The organism is Magnetospirillum sp. WYHS-4 (assembly GCA_039908345.1).
Taxonomy (GTDB): domain Bacteria; phylum Pseudomonadota; class Alphaproteobacteria; order Rhodospirillales; family GLO-3; genus JAMOBD01.
The window spans coordinates 1-12,278 of the sequence record JAMOBD010000030.1 but is presented as its reverse complement, the minus strand read 5'-3'; the positions used below and the strand labels follow the sequence as shown (position 1 = coordinate 12,278).

Genomic DNA, 12,278 nt, shown 5'->3' with positions numbered 1-12,278 from the left:
GGTTTTGGCGTGGACGAAAGGGAAGAGTATCCGATGGGTATTGAGGTTCTGGGCATTGATCTGGGCAAGACGACGTGCAGTGTCGCCGGTATGGACGACAGGGGCTGCCCGGCTCAATGAACAGGGTGCCCACGGCAAGCTTGGCCAGCCATTCCCGGGTGTATTCATCGATCAAGGTCAGCATCCTGACCGCCCTCCCATCATGGGTTCGATCCATCACGAAGTCGTCAGCTCAGACATGGCTGGGCTGTTCGGGCCGCAGGCGGATGCAGGATCCGTCATTCAGCCAGAGACGGCCACGCTTGGGCTGTTTCGTGGGGACCTTCAGCTCCCCCCGAAATCCGCGCTACTCGGCGCGGCGGGGCTGCTGTCAGGCTTTCGCGAATTGAACCAAAATATCTGATGATAGAAGAATGATTGTATTATACCCTTTGCTTGAGATAGATGTTGGAGGCTCTCACATTAAAGGTTAATCGTCCGTTACGTGTGTCTCTGAAAGGGGGGGTGGTGGTTTACGCCAGTCAAGCAGAACGCGGCGAGTCTCAGCCTACATGGCGGCAGGGCCGCGTTGTCGCATTCTTCGGGGGGTCACATTTCTCTCCAGGCGACCAGGAGTACATCGTGGCCGAGCAACTCGCGGCTCAAGTAGCGCGAAGAGGCTGGGGCGTGATGACCGGAGGCTACTACGGCATAATGGAAGCGGCGAATCGAGGAGCATCAGCTTCGGGCGGCTCGTCGTGCGGCGTCACTATTGCGAGCTTTGATCCAAAGGCTCCGAACGCATTCCTTACCGACAGGCGCCACGAACTTGATCTTTGCGACCGCCTCAGAGTTCTGTTGGAGGAGGCCGATGCCATCGTTGTCTTCGACGGAGGCCTCGGCACAGTCGCGGAGTTCACGCTGGCTTGGGTGCGACGGCAGGTTGCGGAATCACGGCACGCGACCCCCATCATTCTCGTGGGTGGTCGCATTCAGAAGCTTTCGCGAGTTTTCCTTGATTTTGCTCACCTCGGGCAGCCAGATCTCGGGCTTCTCTCGGTGGCGTGTCATCCGGAGGAAGTAATTTCGCAAATTGAGGAGCATTTCAGTCGTATGCCGCCCCGTCCGGCGTTCGATGTAACCGTCGGGATTGCTGCATACAATGCTCAGGAGACCATATGCGAAACGCTTAAATCCATTTGGCGGCAAACAGTTGAGCCGCGGGAAACCATTGTCGTGGATGATGGAAGTACGGATGGAACAGTCGAACTGGCTCGAACCCATCGTGCAACCGTGCCGCTACGTATCGTGCGACAGGAGAACGCCGGCACACCCGGGGCGCTAAATCGCCTTTTCGCGAGTTGCCGAACGCCCTATCTGCTGGTCGTGGACGCTGACGATCTGCTGGCACCGACAGCACTCGAAAAGATGCGTGACGCAGCGCATGCCTCGCCCGAGAGTGCCATCATCTATTCGAATCACTACTGTATCGACGCGGCGGGAAACGTGACCGGGGTTCGCCAAAGCGTTTCTCCCAGCGAAGTGCGGCGCTCGCTCGACGACCTGCACGAACGGATCGACGTTTCTAACGTCGACAACTTCCTTCGCGTTGGGCATGCGCGCCTCTACCGAGTCGAATGCTTGCGGCAGATGGGTGGGTTTGCCGAGGACCTAGTGTATGCCGAGGACTATGACCTAATACTTCGAGCGGCGTGGCGGTGGCCTTTGACACACGTGGACGAGCCGCTCTATTTTTATCGTTGGCATCCAGAAAACAAGAGCTCGAGGTTTCGCCCGGATCAGGTAGAAGACGTCCGTGAGGCCTATCGGCGTCACATTTGGCGCCGGCGAAGCGGTCGAACATGAGCAGGAGACACCTCTCGCTGGTGGTTCCGCCGCCCGTGGATGGATCCGTCGTATCCGACTACGCTGGGGGGCTCGGATTTGAGCCGCTTGGCGACTACGTGTTGCCGCCACTAGATCTCCTACAAATTGCTGCCGTGGCTCAAGCGACGTTCGAGCCTGAGCTGCTCGACTTTGCCGTGGCCCCGCTGGATCGTGCTTCGGCCGTGAACCGTATACTCGAGAGCCGCCCCGACATCGTGATCGTGCAGGCAGATCTCCCCACACTTGCAAGCACAATGTTATTCGCGCGTGCCATACGTGCCGCAGGTGTGCGAACGCTGATTCGCATCCAGCGGATTGAGGCACCGACACTTCGCCGCCTCAACGTCGAACTGGCCGACGAGTGGCTGTGGGGCGACTGCTATTTCGATTTGCCCTCGATCCTCGAAGGGGTGCCGTCACCATTCACGTTCTGCGGATCCGACGTTCCGCCGTGGCCCGGAGGCGGCGCAAATGTGGGAAAACTGCCGTTTCCGCTGCACCGGCTACTCAAGCCTGGGGCTTACGTCTATCCAAAACTTGGACACTGCTTCACAGTTATCACGAGCAGAGGGTGCCCGTTCCCGTGCGGATATTTTTGTCCATATCCACTCGTTCAGGGGAATCGGTGGCAAGCGCGCGCTCCGGCGGACGTGATCGCCGAGATCGGAGATGCGCTCGATTTCGGCTTGCCGCCACACGTGCTGTTCCGCGACGCAGTATTTACACTAGATTCATCCAGAACTCTTGATCTCTGCTCGGGGATCGAACGAGGTGGTTTGTGCTTCACTTGGTGGTGCGAGACAAGGGCCGATCTTCTTGACGAGGTGCAGATCTGCGCAATGGCGCGCGCTGGCTGTGTCGGCGTTAACCTAGGGGTCGAAACGGGCGACGAGGAATTGCGCCTTCGCCTGCTGAAAGGCCGCACAACGGACCACAGACTTTCTGCAACGACCCTGTTGCTGCGCAGGTATGGAATCGCGTCCTCTCTCCTCTTCATGTGTGGTTGGCCGACCGAGACGGTCGGATCTCTTGTCAAAACGGCGGAACTCATCGAACGCGTCCGGCCCGCATCGGCTGGGGTGGTGTTTCCGACGGCGTACCCCGGCACTCAGTTTCATGACGACCTCGTCCGAAGCGGTTTGCTCGACGAAGGTGCACTTCCTACCAGCGGAGCGGTGCCACAAGTACCATCGGAGCATTTGGCTGCGTCGGTGCTTATCGAAGCGAGGCGCCACCTCATCGACATTGCTCGACTGGCGTCCGACCCTGCGGTGAAATCTTCGGATGTTGCCGAACGCGTGGAAGAGCTGAGGAGTTGGGCGCATGTGCAATAGGAGCGATCTGTGAAGATTCTTTCTCTCTTGAACGTCAGCAACGCGGAGTCGCTGCTTGCGGACAGCGGGTTCGTATTTCAAAAACTGCTTCTGGAGGCGCTCGCTTCGCGCGGGCACGAGGTATTGCTCCTTGCTCCCGCAGAGGCGGCTCGTTTCACGAGCGTCGAGATCGCGCCCGTACCAGTCGCTGCAAGCAAGTATCATGCTCGTCTGCGTCTGGACTTTGATTGCGCGAGTGTGGCCAGCCACTGGTGGACAGCCCCTGACCTGGTCTTGCTATGCAACCAGCCTGAGCTTGCGCTCCAACTGAAAGGGTACTCATTCCTGGCGGCTCGGAGGGAGGTGCCGCTCGTCTCGTATGTGCACTATCTGCCATTTTGGGAAGAGCCAATTGGTGCTGGGATAGAGCTAGACACCAGCCTGAGTGGGGGTGGACTCGGGCCATGGATCAAGGCCGCTGTTGGCATGGCGGTGAGCCTCTCCGAGGCATGTATTGTCGGGAGTGAGTATGGCCGTAGGCTTATCGAAGCGGCCTACGGACCTCAGAGCACGCTATCGGTCATCCCTCCGCCGATTGAACCAGAGTTGCGGCGCCTTGTTGACCGGATGCCGATGGGCGATGGGGTGCGGATTCTCTATAATCACCGCATCTACAGTCATTATGGAACCGCCGAACTTTTCCAGAGTCTGGATCGGGTAATTAAACAAGCGGCGCGACAGGTTACCGTCCTCGTGACCGCACCGACACAACATCGCTCTGAGTTGCGGCGGGCGCTGGACGTTTCCTCTGATCAGACGTTCGCGCGCGTTCGCGAATATCCGTTCGTAGAACTTATCGAGACGCCGACCCGTGAGGCCTACTGGGAACTCGTAGAGCAATCTCACTTCGGCGTAGCGCCTGCCCGGCGGTCACCTCTGTGGAGCATGGCGATGGCGGATCTCCTCGGTGCTGGACGGCCAGTGGTCTCGTTGCCGGTCGGCGGATACCCGGAGGTTCTGGGTGAAAGTTCTGCTAATCATTGCTGCAAGAGCGAGGAATTTGAGCGCGCACTAGCTAATCTGATCACGGCTCCTCCACTTCCGAACACGCGTATTTCGGATGACGCCTGGAGTCGTCTGTCTCCGGCGTCGATAGCGGAACGGTTCGAGCGTGTGTTGGCTGCAGCGCTCGACCGGAACAGTGCCATAGACACGGGAGCGAGTGAGCCATTATGGCAGTGTCCATCAGCAGAAAAGGCACAGCATGTGCGAGGGTGACGCGATGAGCCGTCATCGACTGGCGGTATTGCTGGTGAACTCCCTTTCGGATCGAGGTCGTCCGATGGAACCTGTCGCGCTCGCTCAGCTTGCCGCCGTGCTGCGCGTCGCAGGATTCGGCTCACGTATTCTGTCGTGTTCGCAATCTGCCGACGGCATCGAACAGATATTGTCTATCATCGCCATTGATCAGCCTGCGGTCGTGGGAATGACGATGTGGTCACAAAATGCCGCATTCGTACTCGAAATTTGTCGCGCTATTAAGGCGCAGTTTCCCGAAACCGTCACTGTTGTCGGGGGATACGCTGTCCCGCGCGCGGTTCGCACTCCGGACCCGAGTGTGAACGTGTATGTGATCGGTGAAGGCGAGTTGCCTCTCTTGAGGGTTATTCAGGAGGTAACACGAGGCATTTGCCCCCCCCCGGTCCTCGGACCTGAGCCTGCCAACGTAATGCTCCTGCCTACACCAGCGCGAGACTTGGTTGACTTCGAGCAGATTCCTTTCCTGGAGGAGCTGGATCACCCCGCGCTCCTATGCAGACGCTGCTCCTTCGTATTTACGTACCGAGGATGTCCTGCGTCTTGCTCATTCTGTGCTATGCATGAAGTTTACGGGAGAGTGATCCGAAAGCGTCCGATCGAGTCGATCATGGCTGAGCTCGAAGATCTGGTTGAGATGCACGGAATCAATGCGTTTATCAACGAGGAGGACATGCTCTTCACCGATAAGTCGCGTGTGATGGCGTGGTGCGGTGCTATCGAGGCGTCCCAACACGAATTTGTGTGGACGTGCTCTGGTAACGTACGTTGCATGGACGCCGAAATGCTCCGCGCACTTCGCCGTGCCGGTTGCAAATATATTTTTCTGGGATCCATCTCGGGCAGCGATCGGATTTTGAAGGAAGCTCGTGCTGGCTTCACCGTTGAGCACCTCGACACCGCACTCCGAATAGCTGCAGAGGCCGGAATGCCGGTGTCATCCTCGTTTCTTGTCGGATTTCCGGGCGAGACCAAGGAGACTCTCGATGAGACAGCAAAGTTCATATTGCGAAACCGAGATCTCTACTGGGACGTTGGAATTGGGATCATTCGCCCGTTCGATGGTGCGCCGCTCGCGGCGCGAGATTGCAAGCGAGAGGACGGTGGCGCCACGGAAATCGCGTGCGAGGATCTGTGCGAGGACGACTTGTGCCGATTCATCGAACGGCATACGGGCGTTGTCAATTTCACGTTCTGAGGGATGGAATTATAACCCCAAGCAGGCTACCGGACCGCTCAAAGCCGAGTTCGACCAAGAGGGAGGCGAGTCGTGATTATCCTCGGGCTCAATGGTCTTTCACGGTGGGGGTTCCACGATCCAAGCGCGTGTATCCTCATCAATGGCAAGCTAGAGCACTTTGTAGAAGAGGAACGGTTGGCGCGTATCAAGCATGCTCCCGGCCGATCGCCCGCGCTGGCCGTCCGGGAGTGTCTGAATCTGTGCCAGGTCGATTGGGGCGAAATTGACAAGGTGGCCTTCGGGTGGGACCTTCCACGCTTTGCGCGACGAGCCGACCCTAGCCTAGATCCAAAAGACATCGGGCGCCTGTTGTTGAGAGACATAGGTGCGCCGGAGGGCTTTCCAGTAAAAAGATTGGTGTTTGTTTCTCATCATGAGGCACATGCTTGGGCCAGCCTCCCGCTGGCAGGTGGAATGCCGTCACTCGTCGTCGTCGTGGACGGCCAAGGTGAAACCGAATCCACATCCGTGTTCCGTGCGTCGGGTGGGCGGCTTGAATTGCTGGAGACGTACGATGCCAGGTTTTCTTTGGGCTATTTCTATGAAGCGGTAGCTTGGTATCTCGGTCTCGGTCTCGCTGGTACAGGGAAGCTCATGGGACTCGCGGCGTACGGTCCCGAAACATCGGAGTTGGTTTTTATTGAGAGCGAGAAATCATTAACCACGATTGTGCCGACTAACATCCTGGAATCCATGCCGGGGAGCTTTGATGACGCGCGAGCCGTTGTGGAGAGATTCTGGATCCCGTTTCTGCGGGACCGCTTTCCAGGGATCGACTCGTCTATCGAAGCTACACAGGCTCCATTCGCCCACCGTGATAATTTAGACAGCGTCAAGGAGGCGGTTCGTGCGGCGGCCTTCGCCCAGGCCAATGTAGAGTCCGCAGTGTGCACACTACTGGCCCGTCATTTGACCGGAGCCGACCGCGCGATTGTCCTTTCGGGAGGTGTTGCGCTAAATTGCCGATTAAACGGGCTTATCGCACGGCACTTCCCGGATCGCGCTGTACACATTTCTCCAACTCCGCATGATGCGGGGGCGGCACTAGGCGCCGCCATACGGGTCGCAATCGAATGCGAGTCGCAGCCGGTAAGCCTTGGAGAGTTTCCCTATACAGGCCGGGCATTTTCCGATGCCGAAGTAGCAGAAGCTCTCCGAACGACCGGGGTTACCGGAGTCAGAGTAGAGGACGTCGCTTCCGTTGCCGCCGATCTGATCTCGTCTGGCGCATGCATTGGATGGTTCCAGGGGGCTGCGGAGGTCGGCCCACGCGCGCTTGGCGGGCGAAGCATAATGGCGAGCGCAGCGTCTTCGGCGACGCGAGACCATCTCAATAGCCGGATTAAGGCGAGAGAGCGATGGCGTCCCTTCGGCCCCATGGTTCTCGGGGGGCATGAGGGGCGTCATTTCGGATGCTGTAGCGACGCGAGGTTTATGATTAAGTCCTTCCCAGTCAATCTTGTTAGCCGGTCAAGGCTCGGGGCTGTCGTGCACGTTGACGGGTCGACTCGTCCGCAAGTGGTTTACGCCGACGGGCCGGAACGTATGTGCGCGGCGTTGCTTAAAGCCGTTCAAGCACAGGTTGGCGATCCCTGGGTCCTCAATACGTCGTTTAATCGAGCGAACGAGCCCATTGTGTACACGCCGAGGGAAGCTATCCAGGCATTTCGCGCGATGCCTCTGGACGCTCTTGTCCTGGGTCAATGGCTTGTGCGTAGACCGAATCCAGAGCAGTCATGAAAGTAAGCATCATCATGCCCGCCTTTATGGCTGCTGAGACGATCAGGGACGCGATTGAGAGCGTGCTCGCTCAGAGCCATCAAGATTGGGAGCTGCTCATCGTTGACGACGGTTCAAGCGACGGAACAGCGGAAATCGCGAACGACTTCACTCGCCGTGACACAAGAATTCGCTGCCGAGCGCAGGACAATGCAGGTGTGAGCGCTGCTCGCAACGTGGCACTCGATGATGCAATTGGGGATGCCATCGCATACCTGGATGCGGACGATATCTACCTTTCTGACCATCTCGCTGTACGCGTTCGTCTCCTCGAGTTGGGGCACGAATTCGTCTTCGGTCCGGTATGGGAGTTGAAAGCCGGCCGTCGCAGTGTTTTCCACGGTTCGCTCTTTGGAGAAAATACTGATTGCGTGCTTCCGCTAATGGTAATGCATGTGCGTCGTTGCGTGGAGAAAACTAGATTCGACCCCGATCTCGTCTTTGAGGAAGATCTCGACCTCTGGCGGCGCCTAACCATGTTGCATTCTCTTTTCCAGTTCTCAGATCCCGTCACCGCCGAATACAGAGTCCATGACAGTGCCACGCACGTACTGTACGAGCGCGGAGGTGAAGCCGCCATCCACGCCTTTCGGCGGGCAAATGCCCGAAAACCACAATGACATTCCTTGCTAATGTTGTCATCGAGCCGGACCTTTGTAACCTGCGGTGCCGATATTGCTGGATCGGTGAAGCCGAGACTGTCGTCCGGCGGGGGGCAAATTTGATCCGGCGTCCGCGCGACGGAAGCCGAGCCCCTAGTCGCAAGCCAGTTGAGGAACTGGTCCGCGACTTGGATGCACTCCTAGGCACGGTTCGGTCACAAGTCTTAAAGCTATCTGGGGGGGAGTTGCTCCTTGTACCGGAGATTCTCGAAGTCGCCCGTAGGTTGGCGCGGCGTTTCGGTCTTGTTCAGATCTTGACAAACGGCACCCTGATTGGAGACCGGGAACTTGATCAATTGGATCCCGCCATATTTACCTTCCAGCTTTCGCTCGATGGTCGCACGGCGTCATCTAACAGCCTTAGGTTTGGGCGACGAGCGGAAGAATTAACACGCAAAACGCTAGACACGCTGGAACGAATGCGGCGCGCGGGTTTCGAGGTAGAGGTTAATTGCGTCATCACGCCGGTAAACATTTGTGAATTCCTGCCCTTCGCACGTTACTTAGCAGAGAATCATGATGGCGTTACAGTTTTTCCGTTCCCTGCACGATTCACCGGGGAAGAACATCGGCTATTCACTACCCGACATCTTGCCGCACTCAACGACATAGTAGAAGCGAGTACGAAGCTTCCTGATACCCTCCCGCCACGTGCGTACTGCGAAGCGCTGCGTACCGCAGTGCAACAGGGGAAGCAGATTAAATGCTGGCTCCCGACGTTTATTCAGAGCTCTGACGAACAGGGAAATCTTGAGCTATGCCCGTGCGGAAATCTGGGCCAGATTGGAAATTTGCACAGTGACTCAGGTTTGATCGCTTGTCCCTCAGTGGATGATCAACGCGTCAGAGCCATCCTTGAGTGGAGGCACAAGAAATGCCGCCAGTGCTTTACTCACTTTGATCTGCTAAATTTGTATTTTGCTGGGCAAGTAACTGATGTCGAAATGCGACGATCTGGAGTGTTTAGGCACCTACCGACTTTTGAGGCCATTCGGCTTGAGAGAATTCGAATAGTAGGCAGCCGTCACTTCGGAGGCGCGGTTCGTGTAGAGGGGGACTAATAACGATGCTCTCTGAGAATCGAACAATGAATGAAGATGCCGTAATGGAGTGTATTGAGGCGACCGGAACGCTCCATATGGATCATTACGGTGGGCGTCTCCCCTTCGTTTGCGCAGGTGCGGGACCTGGCTATCTTGAATTGGTTCGGATTGAAGCAGGGCGCGTTGGGAGGAGGTTCCGCGTTGTAGATGCGGGATCGACATATGGCACAACCAGTCTCGGGGTCGCACATCCGGCCTTACTCAGCTCCATCACCGACGTGCTAGAATTTGGTGCCGCGACAGACGAACTGGTTGTACCGGAACGCTCACGGATGCTCATCGACCTACTCGGTAAGGAAGGCTATTGGGCCAGCCAATTTCCGTTTGGAGAGTATCATGCATCGGGACGTAATTCCGGTTCGGAGGGCGTGGAACTGGCACTAGCGATTGTCGGCGCATATCTTGAGAATCGAGGTTCATCGGAGCGATCCCGTCGCGACACGGTTCTCGTCTTCGAGGGGGCATGGCACGGCTGGACGAGCGGCGCAGCCGCGCTCGCCCGCCCAAGTCGGGGTGGGGCATTCGGACGGATGACGATCCCGTTCGGAAATGAGGAGGTGCTGGAGAGGGCATTTTCCGAGGCCGGTAACAGACTGGCCGCCGTGTTTGTTGAGCCAATTCAGGGGGATGCAGGTATTATCGTGCCGCCTTCCGGCTACCTTCGTTCTCTAGCGGCGTACTGTGCAAAATATGGGGCGCTCCTCGTCGCTGATGAGACGCTCACGTACGCGCGTACAGGGGACTTCTTCGGCATGCGCGACGAACAGGGGCCTGTCCCGTCAGACATCACCATCGTCGGAAAGGCGCTGGGAGCGGGGATTATTCCAACTTCGATTGTGATCGCTCGGCGACATCTTGGGCCGCGCGCAGGAGCCGCTGTTGCGACGTTCGATCTCCGTGCCTTCGATTGTCGCGTGATTCGCACGGTCGCCCGGACCATCGCCGAATCGAGGTTACATGAGCACGTCAGCAATCTCGGCACGATTCTTTCGCGCGGGCTCACGGAAATCGTCGCGCGGAGGCCATCAATATTCCGTGAAACGCGTGGAGTTGGATTCCTGCACGGGCTGGAATTGCAGCCGAAGGTGGCCGAGGTGGCGGAGTGTTTCCGCACTCACCTTATCGAGGAGGGAGTCTACCTGGAGATAATGTTGGGGGCGGGTGAGCGGTCGTGTGGTGCAAGGGCAATAGGGCGCACGCTTCGCGTGGCGCCACCGCTTGTGACGACAATTGAGCAAATTGAAACGATCTTCGACAGGATAGAGGCTGGCGCGCGGAGTTTCAGAGTACCACTACATGCCAGCAAACGGAGCCGTAAATGAGCTTAAGCGTACTTCACCCCGGAAACAGGGGCATCACTTGGTGTGACGTCGAAAGCTCGCGGTTTTTCGTTAGGTCGGACAACGGGCCCGCTTCGAGCTTCGCTGAAAACCGCGCCAAGCATCTTCTCTTTCCGCTCGAATCGTTCTCGGGAGGTGAGCTCCGCCTCGAAGCTAAGCCAATTATCCAAGATCGAGGGGCGCGCCATCTAGTACTCTTTCCCGACCGTCCCGGCTGGATTGGCCTAGAAGGTGATGTCGAGTCGCTGTTCAATTTACTCGAAAATGGCTGCTCTCTTGCACGGCTTTCCTCCCTGGCTTGGGAGGATGGCGATAACCTACGCATATTCGTTGCGAGCCTCTACGCAAAGGGCGTTCTCTCGTACGCCGGAGTTTGCGCGCCAAGGCGCGAGTCACCCCGCCTGTTCCGGTCTGACGAGATGGCTCTGGTGGAACTCACGAGGGGCTGCAACATCCGGTGTAAGCACTGCTTCAATTTCTCTACGCGGCCTCTTTGCAATGAGCTAGGCTTCGAGGAAGTCTGTACTCTCGTTGACCGCATTATCGACGCGCGAGGGGATGAGACATTCGACGACAAAACATTAGCTCTGTCAGGTGGAGAGCCGCTGCTCCACCCGGACCTCTTCAGGATCGTGGACTATGTGAATCAGGCAGGGTATTGTGCCGAGATACTGACGAACGGCTTACTCCTTGACGCCACATCAATAGAGCGGCTGCGGACCCGTAATGTACGGATCCGAGTCTCGCTCGATGGCTGCACCAAGGACTCACACGAATGGATGCGAGGGAGGGACACTTTCAGGCCCACAGTGGCCGCGATCAAAGCGGCTTGCGCTGCGGGTCTCGACGTTGGGATTACGACTTCCGTGTCGAGCCACAACCTTGGTGAAATCGAGGAGATCGTCGACCTCGTCGACCTGCTCGGTGTTCGGTTTTTCCAGTTCATCATTGTCAACCATCTCGGCAGGGCAGCGCGGCGCGATATGTTTGCCCAAGGGCACTCGCGGCTTTACGAGATTTTGCTCGATCTAGCGCATCGGCGGCCAAGCTTCCGTGACGCGTTGCGGGATTCAACACTCGGCAACCTAATCGCCTGCTCCGTTGCTGGGCTCTATTTCCACCACTGCGGCCTGGGATTTCAGAAGAACTACTACGTCCAAGCGGACGGCGACGTGTTTCCGTGTAGAGCGACCATTCGGCCAGAATTTAAGATTGGCAATGTCCGCGATCCGTCATTCGAATCATTTGATCAGTTCCAGCATCAGTTACTTCAATCGTTTCGCGCTGCTGGGGTCGATGACTTAAATCAAACGTGCGCGACATGTGAGCACCGGTATTCGTGTGCAGGCGATTGTCGCGGTGAAACCTATCAAACCACAGGGAGCTTTTCTGTGCCGCATCCGAGTTGCGCGGATCTCCGCGCAAGCTTCTACACCGTGCTTTGGGCAGCGATCGACGACCCTAATCTCTACTTCGATAAGACCGAGGCTTTCTACCGGCGAACGGGGATCCGTGACGCCATTTCGCAGGTCCTGTCTACCCCAACTTGAACAGTGCCCGAGAAAAAGCTGTTCTGTAACAGACTGTTACGGAGTGGCACGGGTTTGTTAGCACTACATTCCGGGGTGGCGGGGTTTCAGGTGGGGGTTTCGTGGTGG

8 protein-coding genes and 1 pseudogene are annotated in these 12,278 nt (G+C 57.4%); 8 read left to right on the top strand and 1 reads right to left on the bottom strand.

Features of this window, described 5'->3' with window-relative positions:
- Positions 1–142 precede the first annotated feature (142 nt).
- Positions 143–328, bottom strand: a pseudogene (locus H7841_10005) (IS3 family transposase).
- Positions 329–621: 293 nt separating this feature from the next.
- Between H7841_10005 and H7841_10000 the strand changes: the two are divergent.
- The 8 genes from H7841_10000 (at position 622) to H7841_09965 (ending at position 12,170) form a co-directional block, all read left to right on the top strand.
- Positions 622–1,845, top strand: a complete 1,224-nt coding sequence (locus tag H7841_10000) for a glycosyltransferase (GenBank protein ID MEO5337213.1) — start codon at positions 622–624, stop codon at positions 1,843–1,845.
- Positions 1,842–3,200, top strand: coding sequence for a radical SAM protein (locus H7841_09995; GenBank protein ID MEO5337212.1), 1,359 nt, complete (start codon positions 1,842–1,844; stop codon positions 3,198–3,200). Before H7841_10000 ends, H7841_09995 begins: the two co-directional genes overlap by 4 nt.
- A gap of 9 nt (positions 3,201–3,209) precedes the next feature.
- The gene (locus tag H7841_09990) at positions 3,210–4,457 is read left to right on the top strand and encodes a glycosyltransferase family 4 protein (protein ID MEO5337211.1); all 1,248 of its coding nucleotides are present in this window, start codon (positions 3,210–3,212) and stop codon (positions 4,455–4,457) included.
- Entirely contained in the window at positions 4,444–5,694 is a 1,251-nt protein-coding gene (locus tag H7841_09985; protein MEO5337210.1) for a B12-binding domain-containing radical SAM protein, read from the top strand. Before H7841_09990 ends, H7841_09985 begins: the two co-directional genes overlap by 14 nt.
- A gap of 72 nt (positions 5,695–5,766) precedes the next feature.
- Positions 5,767–7,476, top strand: coding sequence for a hypothetical protein (locus tag H7841_09980; protein MEO5337209.1), 1,710 nt, complete (start codon positions 5,767–5,769; stop codon positions 7,474–7,476).
- Entirely contained in the window at positions 7,473–8,135 is a 663-nt protein-coding gene (locus H7841_09975; protein MEO5337208.1) for a glycosyltransferase family 2 protein, read from the top strand. Before H7841_09980 ends, H7841_09975 begins: the two co-directional genes overlap by 4 nt.
- A 1,129-nt stretch (positions 8,136–9,264) precedes the next feature.
- Complete coding sequence (locus H7841_09970) at positions 9,265–10,602, top strand: aminotransferase class III-fold pyridoxal phosphate-dependent enzyme (protein ID MEO5337207.1); 1,338 nt, start codon at positions 9,265–9,267, stop codon at positions 10,600–10,602.
- An 884-nt stretch (positions 10,603–11,486) separates the two neighbouring features.
- The gene (locus H7841_09965) at positions 11,487–12,170 is read left to right on the top strand and encodes an SPASM domain-containing protein (protein ID MEO5337206.1); all 684 of its coding nucleotides are present in this window, start codon (positions 11,487–11,489) and stop codon (positions 12,168–12,170) included.
- Positions 12,171–12,278 lie beyond the last annotated feature (108 nt).

Bases quoted from the DNA above. Each gene is read 5' to 3' on its own strand.
- H7841_09995 (MEO5337212.1), top strand. From the start codon at position 1,842: ATGAGCAGGAGACACCTCTCGCTGGTGGTTCCGCCGCCCGTGGATGGA.
- H7841_09975 (MEO5337208.1), top strand. From the start codon at position 7,473: ATGAAAGTAAGCATCATCATGCCCGCCTTTATGGCTGCTGAGACGATC.
- H7841_09985 (MEO5337210.1), top strand. From the start codon at position 4,444: ATGTGCGAGGGTGACGCGATGAGCCGTCATCGACTGGCGGTATTGCTG.
- H7841_09970 (MEO5337207.1), top strand. From the start codon at position 9,265: ATGAATGAAGATGCCGTAATGGAGTGTATTGAGGCGACCGGAACGCTC.